Source organism: Kocuria salina (genome assembly GCF_013368965.1).
Lineage (GTDB): Bacteria > Actinomycetota > Actinomycetes > Actinomycetales > Micrococcaceae > Kocuria > Kocuria rosea.
Map to the genome: position 1 here is coordinate 331470 of NZ_SSSF01000002.1, position 18525 is coordinate 349994.

Consider the following 18525-nt stretch of genomic DNA (forward strand, 5'->3'; position numbering starts at 1 on the left):
TCCTGTGCTGGCGGGGGAGGGGTGCTGGTGCCGAGCCTAGGCGCTCGCCGGGGCCGGCGGCCCGCCGCGGTCCTCGGCGCGGTTCCCGCCGGGGCCGAGGAAGAGCCGCCGGTGCAGGGTCTCGGCCGGTCCGGGGAGGCCGCGCCGCTCCAGCAGGGCCGCGCCGAGCAGCGTGACCAGCCACACGGCGGAGCCGAGTAGCAGCGCGGCGGTGGGCGTCAGAGAGCGGCCGAGCCCCAGTGCGAACGGGGGCAGCAGCACGGTGAACAGCACGGACTGGGCGAGATAGCCGCTCATCGACCGGCGGCCGAGGGCCTGCAGCGACCACAGCGCGGGATGCTCGCGCGCCCGGAGGGCCGCGGCCCGGGGGCCCAGCACGCGGTCGCAGACCAGCGCCACGAGCAGCGCGTAGCCGATGCCCTGCGCGGCGCCGGTCACCGCGTCCAGGCCGGTGAGCACGGACCCGGCGGTCGGCGAGGGCTCGAGCCGGTCCGTGGTCAGGAGTCCGGTGCCCACGCCCGTGAGCAGCCCGAGCCCGATGCAGACCAGGGCCGTGACCAGCAGCCGGCCGCGGCGGGGCCCGGGGTCCTCGAGCACGCGGTACCGGCTCAGGGCCAGCCCGAGCAGCAGCATGGGCAGCAGGCCGAGCAGCTGGAGCGGGGCGAAGGACACCACCCCGAGCCCCTCCACGAGCCCGAGGACCAGCCGCTCCGGGATCGAGTCCGCCACCAGGCTGGGGAAGGGCGGCGTGCCGGGTGTCCGCACGGACCAGCTCGCCGCACCGTAGAGCACCATGAGCACCGAGCCGAGGGCGGAGAGGATCACGAGGGTGCGCGTGCTCTCGGCGATCAGCACGGCGAGGAAGAGCCCGCCGAACGCGTAGGCGGTGATGATGTCCCCGGGGAAGAGCAGGCACGCGTGCAGGGCCCCGATGAGGAGCAGCCACCCGTAGCGGCGCAGCAGCAGCCGGCGCGCCAGGGGCGGCGGCGTGCCGCGGGCGGCCTCCCGCGCGGCGATCTGGCCCACGCCGTAGCCGACCAGGAACGAGAACAGGGGGAAGCCGCGGCCGTCCACGAGCATCGACATGGCCATGTTGGCGACGTCGTCCGCCGTCCACGCCGCGGTGCCCGCACCGGTGCCCAGCGTCCGGTCCCGGGGACCGTCCGTGGGCCCGGCAGCCCAGATCCAGACGGTGACGTTGGCGACCGCGATGACCCAGAGCATGAGCCCCCGGGCCACGTCCGGCGCCGGGACGCGGCCCGTCGCCCGGGGGGCGTGCGGAGCCCTCACGCGGCGTCCCCGGACGGCAGGGCACGGCGGCTCTCGAGCACGAGCGGCTCGCCGGTCACCGGGTGGACGAGGGCGATGCGGCGGGCCAGCAGCTGAAGCGGCCGGCCGGGGTCCTCGGCGCCGGCGGGCCGCACCTGCGGGTACAGGGGGTCGTGGCGCACCGGGACGCCCAGGCCGGCCAGGTGCACCCGGATCTGGTGGGTGCGCCCGGTCTCGGGCCGGAGGACGTAGCGGGCCCACGTCCCCTCCTCGTCCGCGAACGGCGGCCCGGCGCTCTCCACCTGGGTGCGGGCGTTGACGGGTCCCGGCACCTCCCGCGCCTGCAGGGACGTGCGGTCCTTGACGATGCGGGACTCGACGAGCCGCGGGAGGCGCAGCCCGGGCCGGTGCGCGGCCACGGCCTCGTACTCCTTCGCCACCGCACGCTCCTGGAAGAGGGTCTGGAACCGGCCCCGGGTGCCGGGGTCCCGCGAGAGCAGCAGCACCCCCGCGGTGCCGCGGTCGAGCCGGTGCAGCGGGGAGAGCCGGTCCTCGCGGCGGGAGCGGCGCAGCTTCACGAGCGCGCTCTGCGCCACGAAGCCGCCGCGCGGCGTGGTGGGCAGCCCGTGCGGCTTGTCGACCGCCAGCAGCCACTCGTCCTCGAACAGGACCGGCAGGTCCCCGGGCAGCTCCGGCTCCTCGGGCAGGGCGCGGTGGTACCAGACCGAGCCGCCGGGGCGGAGGGGAGCGTCGTGGGGGAGGGGCCGCCCGGCGTCGTCGACGATCCCGCCGGCCGCGAAGAGCTCCTCGAGCTCGGGCGCGGACGCGGGGAACCTGCTCAGCAGATAGCCGCGGACGGTCCCGGGGGCGTCGGCCCCGGCGGCCGGCAGCCGCACCCGGACCGGGTCCACCCCGTCCCGCAGCGGCAGGGGGGCGGTGGCGGGCCGACGTCGTCGCATGGTTCCCGATCGTGCTCCGCCCGCGCCCCGTTGTCCACTCGGCGGGCCCGCGTACCGCCGCCCCGCGGATCCTGCGAGAATGGGGGAGCACCCGCACCCGCCCGCCGACCGGAACGAGGCCCATGTCAGCCGAAGAAGTCGTCCTCCTCGACGAGGCGCACCGTCCCATCGGAACCGCGCCCAAGGCCGGGGTGCACACCACGGACACCCCCCTGCACCTGGCGGTCTCGTGCTACGTCCTCGACGACGACGGGCGGCTGCTGCTGACCCGCCGGGCGCTCGCGAAGAAGACCTGGCCCGGGGTGTGGACCAACAGCTTCTGCGGTCACCCGGGCCCCGGTGAGGGGTTCGTCGAGGCCATCGCGCGCCGCGCCGGCCAGGAGCTGGGCTTCGAGGTGACGGGGATGACGGAGGTGCTGCCCGACTTCCGCTACCGGGCGGTGGACGCCTCCGGGATCGTGGAGAACGAGTTCTGCCCCGTCTACGTGGCGCGGGCCACCGGGCGGCCCCGGCCGCTGCCCGCCGAGGTCGCGGAGGTCGCCTGGATCGCCCCGGGGGAGCTGTTCGCCGCGGCGGAGGCCGCGCCGTTCCTGCTCAGCCCGTGGCTGCTGGAGCAGATCGCGGACGACCGGCTGCGCGGGGCGCTCACGGGCCGGGCCGCGCTCCGCCCGTAGCGCTCCGCCCGGCCGGCTCCCTCCGGCTCACTCCATCCGTCCGGCCAGGCCGGCGGCCACCGTCTCGAGGGCGGCGCGCAGCGCGAGGATCGCCGGGCGGTGGGCGCTCGCTCCGCGGATCGAGGTGAACACCGTCCGCCGGGGCCCGGTCGGCAGGTCGACCAGCCGGCAGGGCGAGTCCCCGCCCGCCCACATCAGGTCCGGCATGAGCGCCACGGCGTTGCCGGACTCCACGAGCCGGGTCTGCGCCTGCAGGTCCGCCGTCGAGAACCGGACGTCCGGCTCGAAGCCCGCCCGCCGGCACAGCTGCTCGCCCCAGTGCCGCGAGGCGGCTCCCCGCGGTTCCATGACCCACGGGAGCTCGCGGGCGTCCCGCAGGGAGGCGACGAACGCGTGCTCGGGGCCCGGGGGGACGGCCAGGCGGATGGCGTCCGTGATCAGCCGCCGCCGGTCCAGGTCCGGGTGGTGGGCGGCGGCGTGGCTCGGGTACTGCTCCGCCACGACCACGTCGAACTCCCGGGCCCAGGTCTCGTAGAGGGCCCGCTCCGGCTCGGCCTGCACCATCTCGACCCGCACGTCCGGGTGCTCGCGGCGCATGGCGCCCAGCACCTCCGGCAGCAGCGCCAGGGCCGCGGACTGGAACACGGCGACCCGCACGGTGCCGGTGACCGTGCTCAGCGACGCCGCCAGGTCCGACTCGGTGCGCTCCAGGACGTCCAGCAGCTCGGTGGTGCGCGCCACCAGGATCTCCGCCTGCGGCGTGAGCTGAACCCGCCGGCCGGCCTTCGAGAGCAGGGCCACCCCCGCCTCCTTCTCCAGCGCCGAGAGCTGCTGGGAGACCGCCGAGGGGCTGAAGTTCAGGGCGGCGGCGACCTCCGCGAGGGTGCCCCGCAGCGCGAGTTCCCGCAGCAGCCGCAGCTTGCGCACATCCAGCATTCCGCCGCCTCCCAAAGATTAGTACTGCTGATGAATCATCTGTGGAATTCTTCACTTTATCCGAATCGTCCCGGGGCGCACACTGGACGTACCGCAGTGCTTTCGACCCAACCCAGGGAGTACCACCCATGACGACGATCCCCGTCCCCCCGGCAGCGCAGGCCCCCGGCCGCCCCGCGGTGGGACGCACCCTTTCCCACGCCGCCATCCCGGCGTCGCTGCCCGAGCAGGCCGTGGCCACGGTGCGCCGCTGGCTCACTGAGGCGGAGCAGTTCCCCAGGGACGCCTCGGGGGAGCAGCTGGCGGGGGTGCTGAAGGATCCCGCCGGCCTGGACTTCACGGTGGGCTTCGTGGACGGCGTCATCCGCCCCGAGGACCTCCGGGTGGCGGCCCGCAACCTGGCCCGGCTGGCGCCGAAGGTCCCCGGCTTCCTGCCCTGGTACCTGCGCTCCGCGGTGCGCGCGGGCGGGGCCCTCGCCCCCGTGGCCCCGCAGGTCGTCATCCCCGCGGCCCGCAAGGCGCTGCGCGAGATGGTGGGCCACCTCATCGTGGACGCCAGCGAGGCCAAGCTGGGGAGGTCGATCGCGAAGATCCGCAAGGACGACGTCCGGCTCAACGTCAACCTCCTGGGCGAGGCCGTGCTCGGGGACCGCGAGGCCGCCCGGCGGCTGCAGGGCACCCACGACCTGCTGGCCCGCCCCGACGTCGACTACGTCTCCATCAAGGTCTCCTCCACCGTCGCCCCGCACTCGCCCTGGGCCTTCGACGAGGCCGTGACCGAGGTCGTCGAGAAGCTCACCCCGCTGTACGAGCGGGCCGCCTCCTTCACCGCGCCCAAGTTCATCAACCTGGACATGGAGGAGTACAAGGACCTGGACATGACCCTCGAGGTCTTCACCCGGATCCTCGACCAGCCCCGGTTCAAGGACCTGGAGGCCGGCATCGTCCTGCAGACCTACCTGCCCGACGCCCTGGCCGCGATGATCCGCCTGCAGGAGTGGGCCGCCGCCCGCCGCGCCGCCGGCGGCGCCCCCGTGAAGGTGCGCGTGGTCAAGGGCGCGAACCTGCCGATGGAGCAGGTCGAGGCGTCCCTGCACGACTGGCCGCTGGCGACCTGGGGCACCAAGCAGGACTCGGACACCCACTACAAGCGGGTCCTCAACTACGCGCTGCAGCCCGAGCACACGGACGCCGTGCGCATCGGCGTCGCCGGGCACAACCTCTTCGACATCGCCTTCGCCTGGCTGCTGGCCACCGAGCGCGGCGTGGCCGGGGCCGTGGACTTCGAGATGCTGCTCGGCATGGCCACCGGCCAGGCCGAGGCCGTCAAGCGCGACGTCGGGTCCCTGCTGCTCTACACCCCCGTGGTGCACCCGGCCGAGTTCGACGTGGCCATCGCCTACCTGATCCGCCGGCTCGAGGAGGGCGCGTCCCGCGAGAACTTCATGTCCGCGGTCTTCGAGCTCTCCACCGACGAGGAGCTCTTCGAGCGCGAGAAGCAGCGCTTCCTCGCCTCCCTGGCCGGCCTCGACGACACCGTGCCGGCCCCCCACCGGGTCCAGGACCGCAGCCTGCCCGAGCCGCCCGCCCCGGTCGACGCGTTCACCAACACGCCGGACACCGACCCGGCCGTGGCCGCCAACCGGGACTGGGGGCGGGCGATCCTCGCCCGGGTCCCCGGCTCCCGGGCCGGCGTGGCGACCGTCACGGCCGCGGCGCTGCGCACGGAGGAGCAGCTCGACCGTGTCATCGAGGCGGCCCTCGAGGCAGGGCGCGGCTGGGCCGCGCTGAGCGGCGCCCAGCGCGCCGAGGTGCTCCACCGCGCGGGCGACGCCCTGTCCGCCCGCCGGGCCGAGCTGCTCGAGGTCGCCGCCGCCGAGGCCGGCAAGACCCTCGACCAGGCCGACCCGGAGATCAGCGAGGCGATCGACTTCGCCCACTACTACGCCGAGCGCGCCCGTGAGCTGGACGAGGTCGACGGCGCGTCCTTCGTGCCCTCCCGGCTCACCGTGGTGACCCCGCCGTGGAACTTCCCGGTGGCCATCCCGGCGGGGTCCGCGCTGGCGGCCCTCGCCGCCGGCTCCCCGGTGGTGTTCAAGCCGGCCGGCCCGACCAAGCGCTGCGGCGCCGTGGTCGCCGAGGCACTCTGGGAGGCCCTCGACGCCTCCGGGATCCCCCGCGACGTGCTCGCCCTCGTGGACCTCGAGGAGCGCGCCCTCGGCCGCCAGCTGATCTCCCACCCGGCGGTGGACCGGCTGATCCTCACCGGCGCCTACGAGACGGCGGAGCTGTTCCGCACCTTCCGCTCCGATCTGCCGCTGCTGGCCGAGACCTCGGGGAAGAACGCGCTGATCGTCACGCCCAGCGCCGACTTCGACCTCGCCGCCAAGGACGTCGCCTACTCGGCGTTCGGCCACGCCGGGCAGAAGTGCTCGGCGGCCTCCCTGGTGATCCTGGTCGGCTCCGTGGCGCAGTCCCGCCGCTTCCGCAACCAGCTCGTGGACGCCGTGACCTCCCTGACCGTCGACCACCCGACCAACCCTGCCGCGCAGATGGGCCCGCTCACCGAGCCCGCCGAGGGCAAGCTGCTCCAGGCCCTGACCACCCTCGAGGAGGGGCAGTCCTGGCTGATCGAGCCGCAGCAGCTCGACGGGACCGGCCGGTTGTGGTCCCCGGGCGTGCGCACCGGCGTGCAGCGCGGCTCCGAGTTCCACCTGGTGGAGTACTTCGGCCCGGTGCTCGGCGTGATGACCGCCGAGACCCTGGAGGAGGCCGTGGCCCTCCAGAACGAGGTGGAGTACGGCCTCACCGCCGGCCTGCACTCCCTGGACCCGGAGGACATCGGCTACTGGCTCGAGCACGTCCAGGCCGGCAACCTGTACGTCAACCGCCACATCACCGGGGCCATCGTCCAGCGCCAGCCCTTCGGCGGGTGGAAGAAGTCGGCCGTCGGCCCCGGCACCAAGGCCGGCGGGCCCAGCTACCTCATGGGCCTGGGCGAGTGGGAGCCGGCGCCGCTGCGCGGGGCCGGGCTCCCCGTGGCCGACGCGGCCGCCGTCGAGCTGCTGCAGGCCGCGCACTCGGGCACGGCGGACCTCGGGCCGGCCGAGGCGCAGGGCCTCGAGCAGGCGCTGCGCAGCGACGAGGCCGCCTGGGCCGAGGAGTTCGGCGTCGCCGAGGACGTCACCGGGCTCTACGCCGAGCGCAACGTCTTCCGCTACCTGCCCCTGCCCGTCACGGTGCGCCTGTCCGAGGGCGAGCCGCTCGCCGACCTGCTGCGCGTCGTCGCCGCCGGGCTGCGGGCGGGCTCCGCGCTGACCGTCTCCACGGCGCACGAGCTGCCCGCCCCGGTGCGCGCCGTGCTCACCGACCGCGGCGTGCCCGTGCGGGTGGAGGACGACGCCGCGTGGCTGGCCGGCGCCCCGGCCCTCGGCGGCGGGCGCGTCCGGCTGATCGGCGGGGACCGCGCGGCCTTCATCGCCGCGACCGGGTCCCGTCCGGACGTGGCCGTCTACGCCCACCCGGTCACCGCCGCGGGCCGGGTCGAGATGCTGCCGTTCCTGCACGAGCAGGCCGTGAGCATCACCGCGCACCGCTTCGGCACGCCGAACCACCTCACGGACGGACTGATCTAGCAGCCCTCCCCACCACGGCCCCGTGCCGCGGACCACCGGCCCCTCGTGGGCCCGGTCCACGGCCCGGGGCCGTTCCGTTTCCCCGGCCGCAGCGCCCCTGATGGATCAGTCCTGGAGCAGGGACGCGTGCACGACCAGGTTCGCGTCGAAGGAGCCGGTCGCGGGGTCGTAGCCGTCGCAGGTGATCAGGCGCAGCTCCGGGCCGGCGGTGTTGCCGTAGACGCGCAGCGTGGGGAACGCGGCCTTCTCGTACCGCTCGACGGCGTCCACGGCGAACACGGCCGCGGAGCCGTCCTGGCGCGTGACGGTGATCCGGTCCCCGGGGGTCAACCGGTGCAGCTCGGCGAACACGCCGGGGCCGCCGCCGGTGGCGTTGACGTGGCCCAGCAGCACGGACGGACCGGCCTCGCCCGGAGTGGGCGAGTGCCGGTACCAGCCGGCCGGTGCGCCGGGACCCTCCGGAGGGACCTCCAGGCTCCGATCGGGGCGCAGCCCGAGCTGCACGAGCTCGCCGTCCAGTCCGATGCGCTCCACCGACAGGCGCTCCGGCGGCGACTCGGGAAGGGCCTCCGGCGCGGGAGCCGGCGCCTGCGCGGCGTCCGCGGGGGCGCTCGCCCGAACGGGCGGCGGCGAGGACGGTGCCGACAGGGCGCCCGCAGCGAGGGGCACGACGCGCTCCGCGACCGACCCGCGCTCCGTCGTCGTCCCCGGCGCGGGGCTGTCACCGGTGCACCACAGGGCCAGGACCACGGCGAGCCCCGCCAACCCCGTGCGGAGGTGGCGGGGCTCGCGGCGGTGCCGGGCCATCCGGTGCCCGCCGGTCAGCGTTCGCCGGCCACCCGGCGGCGCGCGCCCACGGCGGCACCCAGCGCGAGCATGCCGAGAACGGCCGCACCGATGATCCCGTTCGTGTCCGAGCCGGTCCCGGCGGTCTCCACGCCCGTGTCGGCAGGACCCTCCGGCACGGCCATCTGGGCGGGCGCCAGGACGCCGCAGGCCACCGGGATGTCGGAGGCGAGGGGCAGGTCCGGGGCCATCGGATTCACCTTGACCTGCGCCGCGGCCGAGAGGGCCGCCGAGTCCGCGCCGTGGACGTTGACCACGGCGGTGCCGTTCTGCAGGGCCGCGACCATCGCGGCGTCCACCGGGACGGTCCGCTGGTAGGTGTAGGCGTCACCGGCGGGGAACCGGTCGATCGCCACGGCCGAGGCCGGGGTCGTGTCGCCGGAGGTGGTGAGGGAGGCTCCGATCCCACCCGTCCAGGGCTGGCCCTCCATGGAGCTGACCGCGCCGTCCCCGTCGGCGTCGGCCGTCGGGGGAGCGCAAAGCCCCTGTCCCCCGATGTGGATGTGCTGGGCGTGCGGATAGGGTGCGCCCTGGAACAGGGCGGGAGCACCAGCGACCTCGACGGTCAGCACGGCCTCCCCGCCCGTGACGTCGACGACCACGCTGCCGGTGGTGGTGCTGCTGTTGACCGGGGCGAGCTCGGCCCGGACGGACCAGCTCTCGGCCGCGGCGACAGGGGCTGCGGGGAGGGTCGCGGCGGCGAGGGCCAGGGCGGGTGCTGCGAGCAGTGCGGACTTCTTCACGGGATCGGCCTCTCGGTGAGAGCGACGGAATGAGATGTGACGCAGTGCACAGTTTACTGGGAGTTCCCTGGGTTTCGAGGATCGGGGCGCAAGTGCTTCGGTGAATCCGGACCGGGTCCGAGGTGTGTCGGTGGCCGAGGGGCGCCGCCCCCGGAGGGATCGGGTCGAGAGCGGCGCCCGGAGAGCTCGGCCGACTGTGCTCCGGTGTCCCCCCACGTGCATCGCACATCGGACCCGTGAGTCGGCCGTGGCTCGTCGATGCAAGGGTACTGATATGTAAATAAATGTTCATCATTTCGTAAGCCGCCTCACAGTCCGGGCGGGGTCCCGCTCCGACGTGGGGGAACGCGGCGGTGCCGCGCCGTGCCGCAGCACCCGGACCGCCACGGGCGCGGCCCGGGTGCTCCGGCGCCCGGATGCGGCGCCGAGGCCTGTCTCATTGTGTCTCCGACCGCCGATCCTGGTGTTCTCCCTTGCCAGCCCGTGAACGGGGGGAGCACAGTGGGCTCACGGTGCGGTGCGGGACGGCGCGGGACGAGGGAGAGGTGCCACCATGGGCAACATCGTCGAGTTTCCCACCGCGGACGGACGCAGCGTCCTGGTGGAGACCGCGGACGGGTCCGGCGGACCGGTCACCCGGGGCGGTCACCGCGAGAGCGTGGTGCTGGAGGCCCAGCGGACCTTCGAGGAGGCGGTGGCGCACATCCAGCCCGCGGTCCAGGCCCTGATCGACCAGCTCGTGTCCCTGGCCCACCGCCCCTCGGGGGTGTGCGTGGAGTTCGGGGTCGACCTGCACGCGGAGGCCGGTGCCTTCATCGCGAAGACGGGCGGCGCCGCGAACTTCACGGTCAAGCTCACCTGGGAGGACACGCGCACGGAATGAGCGGGCACGATCCACCGACGGTCCGTCCTGCCCCGAGCCGAGGGACCGCCCGATCAGGAGCCATGGGGTGAGGAACCGGTGAGCGTGCTGGAGCTGTCGGTCGTTCGGTCCGCGGAGGAGGGCCTCTACGACGTCGAGATCGTCCACTCCCCGGTGGGCGAGGCCTCGGCCACCGTGGCGATCGACTGCGCGGGGCTGATGCAGGGGCGCGACCGATGGCAGGACGCGCTCCTGGCCTCCGCCGCCAGCACCCGCCGGCTGGTCGCCGGCCCCGAGACGACGGTCCGGACGGTGGGCCAGGAGCTCTTCGACATGCTGCTGGGCCACCCCGCGATCGGGGCCCGCTACCGGTCCAGCGTGGACGTCGCCGCCGAACGAGGTGAGCCGCTGCGCCTGGTGCTGCGTCTGGCCGCGCCGGAGCTGACGCCCCTGCCCTGGGAGGCCATGTACGACGCCCAGGCCGGCACCTACGTCGCCCGGATCGACCCCCTGGTGCGCCATGTGCCCGTCGCGGCCGCCCCGCCGCCGCTGCGGGTGCAGCAGCCCGTGCGGATCCTCGGGATCACCGCCTCTCCCCGGGGGCTCCCGGTCCTCGACGTCGAAGCCGAGGAGCAGTACCTGGCCCAGGCGCTCGCGGAGCCCCTCGAGCGGGGACAGATCGAGCTGACATGGGTGCGCGACGCCACGTGGGACGGCGTGCACGACATGCTCCTGGGCCAGGAGTGGCACGTCGTCCACTTCATCGGGCACGGGGACTTCGACGTGGAGCTGGACGAGGGCGTGCTGGCGCTCGTGGGGGCCGACGGGCGGGCGCACCGGGTGGAGGCCAGCCGGTTCGCCGACCTGCTGCACGAGGCGACCCCGATGCCCCGGCTCGTGGTGCTCAACTCGTGCCAGTCGGCCGTCTCCGGGTCGGTGGACCTGTTCTCGGGCACCGCCTCTGCGCTGGTGCGCGGGGGCGTCAGTGCCGTGGTGGCCATGCAGTTCGAGATCACCGATCCCGCGGCCGCCGCCTTCGCCCGGGGCTTCTACTCCGCCGTCGCCGCCGGGCGGCCTGTGGACCAGGCCGTGCGCAGCGGGCGCGTGTCCATCCTGGGCATGAACGGCCACACGCTGGAATGGATCACCCCCGTCCTCTACCTGAGGGGTCTGGAGACCCGTCTGTTCAGCATCCGCAGACCCCGGGAGCGGAAGCGGGCCGCCGAAGCCCCCCGGTCCTCGCGCGCCGGCGCGCCGGTGGTTCCCGGGGCGCCGGCCGGCGGTGGCCCCGCCGCGGCGCCGGTCGAGCCGGTCCCGCCCCAGGCCGGGCCCGGGAGCTCACCCCCGACGGCGGAACCGCCGGTGGTCGAAACTGCCGCGCCGGTGGTGGAGGATCCCGGCCCGGTGGCCGAGCGTCCGGATCCGGTGGCCGAGCGCCCCGATCCGGTGGTGGAGCGTCCCCCGCCGGCGCCTGGACCACCGGCTCAGACGGGCCGCCCGGCTGCGGGGCACCGCCGGCGGCACGCGCGGGTGCGGTGGCTGGCCCCGCTACTGCTCCTCCTGACCGGGGCGCTCGTGTGGTGGGCGCTGGCCCGGATCGGTACCGTCGAGGTGGAGGCCGCCGCCTACCGCGATCGTCCGGTGGACGAGGTGGTCCGGGAGCTCGACGAGCTCGGCCTCGGGGTGCGCGTGCGGGGGGAGCCCCACGGGACGGCGGAGGGCACGGTGCTCGGCCTGTGGCCCACCGGCAGGGTGGAGCGGGACACCGAGATCACGGTGGTCCACTCGACCGGTCCGCGGGGCCTTGCCGGAGGGCTGCACGAGCCGGGGAGCGAGGTCGGGACCGACAGCGCGTCGGGGGATCCCGCGGACGCCGGCCCGGGTGCGGCCCCCGACCCCGAGGTGGTGTACCTGCCCGTGGACATGGTGGGACGACCTGCCCAGCCCGTCATCGACCGGATCAGGGCGAGCGGGGTGCAGGTCACGGTCAAGTACGAGGACGGCACGGACCGGCCGCCGGGCGAGGTGGTCCGCACGGACCCGCTCGAGGGGACCCCGGTGCAACAGAACTCGACCGTCACCGTCTGGATCGCCCGGTAGGGCGCCCGCCGCTCCGGCTCAGTGCGGACCGGGCAGCGCGAACTCCTTGTAGAACTGCGTGTCGAAGCGCTCGGAGTCCGAGAGGAGGTAGCGTCCTTCGACCGCCGCGACCGTGCCGGGCAGCACCGACTCCACGATGGCGCACATCTCCGCGACCGTCGCCGTGGACGTGTTCTGGATCTTGGTGATGAGCATGCCCGGCCTGATCCCCGCCTTGCTGGCCCCGGAGCCGGGGGTGACGGCCTTGACGTAGAGGCCTCCCTCGATGCCGCTGCGCGCCATCCTCGCGTCGAGCGCAGGGCCGCCGGTGGGGTCGAGGGCCGTGAAGTAGCCCGGATAGTACTCCTCCACGGCCCACCCCATGTCGTTCTGCGACTGGCCCTTGAGCAGCTTGTCGACGATCTCCGTCCGGGCCGAGTCGACCGCGATGGAGTAGAACTGGCCCTCCTCCACGACGTTCCGGCCGCTGAACTGCGTCGAGGTGTTGATCCCCACCACCCGGCCGTGGTGGTCGAGCAGAGGCCCTCCCGAGCTGCCGGGACTGACGGTGGCGCCGTGCTGGATGGTGTCCTTGTACTCCGGGGCGCCCTGCGGCTGTGCCGGGACCTTGGTCGCGTTGACGAGTCCTGAGGCGATGAGGAGCTTCTGGCCGGAGGGCTGGTCGGGCGGAGCGGTGGAATAGCCGAGCGCCGTGACCGTGTCCCCCGGGGTCACCGCGTCCGAGCTGCCGATGACGAGCGGGTGCGTCTGCTCGGGCAGCGGGGAGGAGAAGTGCACCACCGCGAGATCCGTGCACGGGTCCAGGGCGATGACGTGCAGGGACGCCTTCTGACCGGTGTTGAACCGTCCCGAGATCGCCGCGAGGCCCTGGACGACGTGCGCGTTGGTGACGGCCATCCCGGCGTCCTTGTCCACGACGAACCCGGTGCCCATCCCCAGGTAGTCGTCGGGCCGGCGTCCCTGGATCGCGAACACCGAGGTGTCTCCGAGGGCGTGCATCTGCTGCGTGGTGAGGTCGGGCGGGTGGTCCTCGCCCGGCGGGAGCTGGCCGGACACGGTCAGCCCGTTCTCCTCGTGGTGCGGGATGTCCGTGGCGCCGGCCGATGCTCCCGGGGCGGCCGGCCCACCCGCTCCGGCCTGCTCGACCTGGTCCTCGGGCGTCGTGTCCCCCGGCCCGCATCCGCTCACCAGCAGGACGCTGACGGCCAGGGCGGCCGCGCTCCTGCGCCGGACCCGCGTGCTCCTGGACGATCTCATGGTGCTCCCCCCTCGGACACCGCTGACTATCCTGACCTCATTGTCGCCCGGGGGGACGCCCGACGGCCGGGCTTGACGAAGTAAGGCAGCTCACGATCCGGACACGGACCCGCTCCGACGTGCGGTGACGTCCTTCGGGAGGCCGCCGCCGCAGTCCGGGCCGGCCGGCTCGGCAGTGCCGGACCGGCCGGCTCCGCGGCCCGGGAGCGCGCCCGCACGGAGGCTCAGTAGGCCGTGCGCGCGACGTTCCTGGCCCAGGCCTCGAACGGTGCAGTGCGCTCGGCGAGGGCCACCGGGCGCACCGGCAGCGACCGTTCGTGCTCGGGCGTGGCGAAGTACTCGTAGAACTCGGCGTCGTCGAAGCCGCCGGCGGCCGCGTCGTGCCGGTCCGCGGCGAACCAGACGGCGTCCAGCCGGGCCCACAGCGAGGCGGACAGGCACATGGGGCACGGCTCGCAGCTGGTGTAGAGGGTCGCGCCCGAGAGGTCGAAGGTGCCCAGCTCGCGGCAGGCGGCGCGGATCGCCATGACCTCCGCGTGCGCGGTGGGGTCGTTGTCGGCCGTGACGCGGTTGACGCCGCTGAAGCGGCGGCCGTCGGCGGTGACGACGACGGCGCCGAAGGGGCCGCCGTCGACGGCGGCGTTGCCCACCGCCAGGTCGATGGCCTCCAGCAGCAGCTGCCGGGCGTCGGCGGGCGGGGTGCGGTCAGTGTCCATGCGGAACTCCCGGGGTGGGGGCAGATGTCGCCGGGGAGCGTCCCGGGCCGGGGCGGGGGGACGTGCGCCGACGGCGGCCGCTGCGTGGTCGATGGTGCGGTTCTGCCTGGTAGATGGCCCGGGGATCCGGGCCCGCCGTGGGCCTGTCCAGAGGTTACCGAGGAGTGTGCCCGACCACAACAGGTGCCCCGGCGTGCCGGCGGGGGAGGAGGGCCGGGCTCCGCGTGCCGCGCCGCCCGCGCTGTGTCACGCCGCCCCTCCCTCGGCCGATCCTCCGGCGAACCGTGGAACACTGCTGACAGCACTGCTCCCGGTTCCTCGGAGCATCAGCGGGCACGCCGTCCGGCGGGCCCACGACACCGGAAGGAGCGGCCATGGGCCGGCAGACGAGACCCTCCGGCACGCCCGAGCCCCTCCGTCTGGGGCTGCGCGCCAACGCCGCCCAGTTCACGCTCCTGGTGGCGGTCAACGCCCTGGTCGGCGGCATGGTCGGCCAGCAGCAGACCGTGCTGCCGCTGCTGGCCGCCGACGAGTTCGGGCTGACCGGCTACACCTTCATCTTCACCTACGTGGCCGCGTTCGGGATCACCAAGGCGATCGCCAACTGGTTCGCCGGCACCTTCTCCGACCGGTACGGGCGCAAGCCGGTGCTGCTGGTGGGCTGGCTGTTCGCCGTGCCGGTGCCGCTGATGCTGATCTTCGCCCCGGACTGGGGGTGGGTGGTGGCCGCCAACGTGCTGCTCGGCGTCAACCAGGGCCTGACCTGGTCCACGACCGTGGTGATGAAGATCGACCTGGTGGGCCCGGCCCAGCGCGGACTGGCCATGGGGCTCAACGAGGCCGCCGGCTACGGTGCGGTGGCCGTGACCTCCCTGCTGGCCGGGTACCTGGCCGAGCAGTACGGGCTGCGCCCGGCCCCGTTCCTGCTGGGCCTGGCCTACACCGCCCTGGCGCTGCTGCTGTCGGGGGCCTTCGTCAAGGAGACCCGCGGCCACGCGCTGCTCGACGCCGGCCGGCACACCCCGCGCGCCGACGGGATGCACGACCACCTGCACGCCGGTCTCACCGACCGCCAGATCATCGCCCAGACCAGCCTGAGGGAGCCCGCGCTGTCCTCGGCCAGCCAGGCGGGGCTGGTCAACAACCTCAACTTCGGGCTCTCCTGGGGCCTGTTCCCCTTCTGTTCGCCACCGCGGAGCTCACGGTGTCCCAGATCGGGCTGCTCTTCGCCCTCTACCCCGGGGTGTGGGGCGTCGGGCAGCTGGTCACCGGCGCCCTGTCGGACCGGGTCGGGCGCAAGCACCTGATCACCGCCGGGATGGCCACCCAGGCCGCGGCCCTGGCCGTCATCGCCGCCGGCGACGGGTTCGGCGGCTGGGCCGCCGGGACGGTCCTGCTCGGGGCGGGCACCGCGATGGTCTACCCGACGCTGCTGGCGGTGGTGGGCGACGTCGCCCACCCCGTGTGGCGCGGCCGGGCCGTGGGCGTCTACCGGGTCTGGCGCGACCTGGGCTACGCGGTCGGGGCCGTGCTCGGGGGGATCGTGGCCGACCTGCTGGGCCTGCACGCCGCGGTCTGGGCCGCCGCCGGCATCAGCGCCGTCTCGGCCCTGGTCGTGGCGGCGCGGATGTACGAGACCCACCAGCCGGTCCCGGCCGGCCCCCGGGACTGAGTCCGCGGGACCGAGCCCGCGGGGCGGGAAGCCCTCGGGCGCTCCCCCGGCCCGGGGCCCCGGCCGGGAGAGCGACCCGGCGCCTCGAGGGCCCCGCGACCGGTCGCTAGAGTGGGGAGCGCCCACCCGCCGCACCGGGTCCGCACGCCACCGGGCCCGGGCCGGACCGTCGCCGGCGCCGTGCCGGCGACCGGAGTCCCCGAGCTCTCAGGAGGACGCCCCTCCCATGGCCGACCTGTTCGACTTCAACCACGGCGGCGCCACGCACCCCGGCGCTCGCGCCGCCGTCCACCCCGGGGCGGACTCCGGCGAGCACGTGGTGCTGTACACCGTGGTCACCGAGACGGACCGGCACATCGTCCTCGACGACGGCTTCACCTACGACAAGCGCACCGGTGTGGTCCAGGGCCCCGCGGGGCGCCCCACGCTGCAGAACCGCGTGACGGCCACCGAGGGCAGCGCGATGTTCGCCTCCTGGTCGGAGATCGCCCGGCAGCCCCGCCGCCCGGACGGACGCACGGAGGGCTCCGCCCCGCGGCGGGCCCCGGCGCGACGCCTCGGCCCGCTGCTCCGCCGGCTCGGACGCCGGTGAGGTCTCCGGCGACCTGCGGGGCCGCACGCTGACGGCCGCCGGCACGGGCAGGCCATAGGCTGGTCGGCGGACCCGTCCACCCGTTCCCCTGAGGAGTGCACCGTGCCCCTGATCCAGCGACACCTGTTCGGCCCCGGCCCGTCCAACCCCTACCCGGAGGCCACGGCGGCGCTGGGCCACCCGCTGCTCGGCCACCTCGATCCCGCCTTCCTCGACGTCATGGACAGCGCCTGCGACGGCCTGCGCACCGTCTGGGGCACGGACAACCGGCGCACCCTGCCGCTGAGCGCCACCGGCTCCGCCGGCATGGAGGCGGCGTTCGTCAACACGGTGGAGGAGGGCGACGTCGTCGTCGTCGCCGTCAACGGGCTGTTCGGCGAGCGCATGTGCGACGTCGCGGCCCGGTGCGGCGCCGAGGTGGTGCGCGTGGACTTCCCCTACGGGGAGCCGATCGACCCGCAGCGCGTCGCGGAGGCGCACCCGTCCCCGAAGATCATCGCGGCGGTGCACGCGGAGACCTCCACGGGCGTGCGCTCCGACATCGCCGCGCTGGGGGAGCTCAAGGGCGACGCCCTGCTGCTCGTGGACGCGGTCACGTCCATCGGCGGCATCGAGCTGCGCGCGGACGACTGGGGGGTGGACCTCGGCTACGCGGGCACCCAGAAGTGCCTGGGGGTCGCCCCGGGACTGGCGCCGTTCACGATCTCGGACGCCGCGTTCGAGCGCCGGGTGCAGCACCCCCGCTCCTGGTACCTGGACCTGGGCATGCTCGGCGGCTACGTGGGCGAGGCCCAGGGCCGGGCCCGGACCTACCACCACACCGCGCCCACGGCGATGATCGCGTCCCTGGACGCCGCGCTGTGCCGGATCGCCGAGGAGGGCCTGGAGAACGTCTGGGCCCGTCACCAGGCCGCGGGCGACGCGCTCTAGGCCGGGCTGCAGGACATGGGGCTGGAGCTGTTCGCCGCCGAGGGGCACCGCCTCCCGGAGCTGACCACGGTCAAGGTGCCCGAGGGCGTCGACTCCGCCTGGGTGCGGGCCTACCTGCTGGAGCACTTCTCCGTGGAGATCGGGGCGGGCGTGAAGGAGTACGCGAACACCGTGTGGCGGATCGGCCTGATGGGCCCCAACGCCGACGCCGGGTCGGTGGCCCTCGTCCTGGGCGCCCTCCAGGAGGCGCTGCGGAAGGTCCCCGCCCTGGTGTGAGCCGCTCCGCGTCCGCTCAGATGAGGTCGGTCTCGGAGCGCTCGATGCGCTCCCCGGTGCCGGGGTCCGCCACCGTGCGGCGGGTGGAGCGGCGCCGGGACGGCACGGCGGCGGCGACCCGGCCCGACGCGGAGGGTCATGTTCGGTCACGACGGCGCGGGCGCCCCGTGTCCCGCGGGGCGACCCGTGCTCCCCGGCCCGGCGCCGCGCTGCTCGGGCGGCCCGGGGGCGCGGCGGGGCGGAGCGGGAAGCGTGCTGCCGAAACCGCCGCTGGCAAGGCACGATCCCCCGGCCACTGCGCCGGCGGAGCACGCACCCGGGCGGCGCGGGTCTCCCGCGCACGCCGCCCGGCGGCCGGTGCGCCCCGTGCCGGTGGCACGACCCCGGGGTGCTCCGGCACGGAGCCGCCCGCCGGGGCGCCGGGGCCTGTAGCCGGACCCGTCCGGCTCTGCTTCTATTGAGGAACGTGGGGACCTACCGAGGAGGAACATCCGATGGAAACCTGGATCTGGATCGTGCTGGCCCTGGCCGTGCTGGCCGTGGTCGTCCTGGCCGTGCTGGCCGGGAGCCGCAAGAAGAAGGAGCGCGAGGCCGTGGAGCGGCGGGAGAACCAGCAGCGCGCCGCCGAGCTGCGCGCCCGCAGCGAGGAGGAGGACCTCTCGGCCCGCGAGCGGAAGGCGGACGCGGACGCGGCCCGCGCCGAGGCCGAGAAGGCCCGGATCGAGGCCGACCGCCTCGAGCAGGACGCCCAGCGGCGCACCGAGGACGCCGAGAAGGTCCGCCAGGAGGCGGAGACCCATCGCCGGGACGCCGCCTCGCTCGTCCCGGACGGGGACGACTCCACCCCTGCTGACGCCTCCCGCGGACGCCGCGAGGACGTCACCGATCGCGCCTCCGGGACGCGCTCCGACGAGGCCCCCTGGCAGGACGGCGACGCCGGACCGGACACCCGGACCCGGCACGACGGCGACACCCGGAGCGACGGCGACACCCTGCACGACGGCAGCACCCGCCCCGACGGCGACCCCGGCCCCGGGGACCGGCCGCGCACCTGAGCC

13 protein-coding genes and 2 pseudogenes are annotated in these 18525 nt (G+C 74.9%); 8 read left to right on the top strand and 7 right to left on the bottom strand.

The genetic code is table 11. The features are described from left to right. Window positions 1–36: 36 nt before the first annotated feature. Together E7Z53_RS20725 and E7Z53_RS05685 are read right to left on the bottom strand one after the other, a co-directional pair. Window positions 37–1290 (bottom strand): DUF418 domain-containing protein, encoded by a 1254-nt coding sequence (locus E7Z53_RS20725; RefSeq protein ID WP_017833902.1) that lies wholly within the window; start codon window positions 1288–1290, stop codon window positions 37–39. Continuing rightward, a complete protein-coding gene (locus E7Z53_RS05685; RefSeq protein WP_043739122.1) occupies window positions 1287–2228 on the bottom strand; it encodes a pseudouridine synthase in 942 nt (313 codons plus the stop codon). Before E7Z53_RS05685 ends, E7Z53_RS20725 begins: the two co-directional genes overlap by 4 nt. 122 nt (window positions 2229–2350) lie before the next feature. On the opposite strand from E7Z53_RS05685, the gene idi reads away from it, so the two are divergent. Further along, the gene (gene idi / locus E7Z53_RS05690; RefSeq protein WP_109221739.1) at window positions 2351–2902 is read left to right on the top strand and encodes an isopentenyl-diphosphate Delta-isomerase; all 552 of its coding nucleotides are present in this window, start codon (window positions 2351–2353) and stop codon (window positions 2900–2902) included. A 27-nt stretch (window positions 2903–2929) separates the two neighbouring features. On the opposite strand, the gene E7Z53_RS05695 is transcribed toward idi, so the two are convergent. Beyond that, window positions 2930–3838: a LysR substrate-binding domain-containing protein gene (locus tag E7Z53_RS05695; protein ID WP_126350392.1), complete on the bottom strand. Its 909-nt coding sequence runs from the start codon at window positions 3836–3838 to the stop codon at window positions 2930–2932. 128 nt (window positions 3839–3966) lie between these two features. On the opposite strand from E7Z53_RS05695, the gene E7Z53_RS05700 reads away from it, so the two are divergent. Further along, entirely contained in the window at window positions 3967–7473 is a 3507-nt protein-coding gene (locus E7Z53_RS05700; RefSeq protein WP_217905471.1) for a bifunctional proline dehydrogenase/L-glutamate gamma-semialdehyde dehydrogenase, read from the top strand. Between the two features lie 105 nt (window positions 7474–7578). On the opposite strand, the gene E7Z53_RS05705 is transcribed toward E7Z53_RS05700, so the two are convergent. Both E7Z53_RS05705 and E7Z53_RS05710 read right to left on the bottom strand, forming a co-directional pair. Further along, the gene (locus E7Z53_RS05705) at window positions 7579–8280 is read right to left on the bottom strand and encodes a class F sortase (RefSeq protein WP_052132979.1); all 702 of its coding nucleotides are present in this window, start codon (window positions 8278–8280) and stop codon (window positions 7579–7581) included. 14 nt (window positions 8281–8294) lie between these two features. After that, window positions 8295–9062, bottom strand: a complete 768-nt coding sequence (locus E7Z53_RS05710) for a hypothetical protein (RefSeq protein WP_176337363.1) — start codon at window positions 9060–9062, stop codon at window positions 8295–8297. A gap of 553 nt (window positions 9063–9615) precedes the next feature. Between E7Z53_RS05710 and E7Z53_RS05715 the strand changes: the two genes are divergently transcribed. Next, a complete protein-coding gene (locus E7Z53_RS05715) occupies window positions 9616–9945 on the top strand; it encodes a CU044_2847 family protein (RefSeq protein ID WP_035927776.1) in 330 nt (109 codons plus the stop codon). A gap of 78 nt (window positions 9946–10023) precedes the next feature. Next, window positions 10024–12024, top strand: coding sequence for a CHAT domain-containing protein (locus E7Z53_RS05720; RefSeq protein ID WP_052132978.1), 2001 nt, complete (start codon window positions 10024–10026; stop codon window positions 12022–12024). An 18-nt stretch (window positions 12025–12042) separates the two neighbouring features. Here E7Z53_RS05720 and E7Z53_RS05725 read toward each other — a convergent pair whose 3' ends face one another. Next, window positions 12043–13281 (bottom strand): S1C family serine protease, encoded by a 1239-nt coding sequence (locus tag E7Z53_RS05725; protein WP_176337364.1) that lies wholly within the window; start codon window positions 13279–13281, stop codon window positions 12043–12045. 224 nt (window positions 13282–13505) lie between these two features. Continuing rightward, window positions 13506–13997 (bottom strand): nucleoside deaminase, encoded by a 492-nt coding sequence (locus E7Z53_RS05730; protein ID WP_017833907.1) that lies wholly within the window; start codon window positions 13995–13997, stop codon window positions 13506–13508. A 374-nt stretch (window positions 13998–14371) separates the two neighbouring features. Here E7Z53_RS05730 and E7Z53_RS05735 point away from each other — a divergent pair. From E7Z53_RS05735 to E7Z53_RS05750, 4 genes and pseudogenes are all read left to right on the top strand, one after another. Further along, window positions 14372–15669, top strand: a pseudogene (locus tag E7Z53_RS05735) (MFS transporter). A 226-nt stretch (window positions 15670–15895) separates the two neighbouring features. Beyond that, the gene (locus E7Z53_RS05740; RefSeq protein WP_017833909.1) at window positions 15896–16261 is read left to right on the top strand and encodes a hypothetical protein; all 366 of its coding nucleotides are present in this window, start codon (window positions 15896–15898) and stop codon (window positions 16259–16261) included. 102 nt (window positions 16262–16363) lie between these two features. Continuing rightward, window positions 16364–17467, top strand: a pseudogene (locus E7Z53_RS05745) (pyridoxal-phosphate-dependent aminotransferase family protein). 494 nt (window positions 17468–17961) lie between these two features. Then, window positions 17962–18522, top strand: a complete 561-nt coding sequence (locus E7Z53_RS05750) for a hypothetical protein (RefSeq protein ID WP_109221736.1) — start codon at window positions 17962–17964, stop codon at window positions 18520–18522. The last annotated feature ends 3 nt before the right edge of the window (window positions 18523–18525 follow it).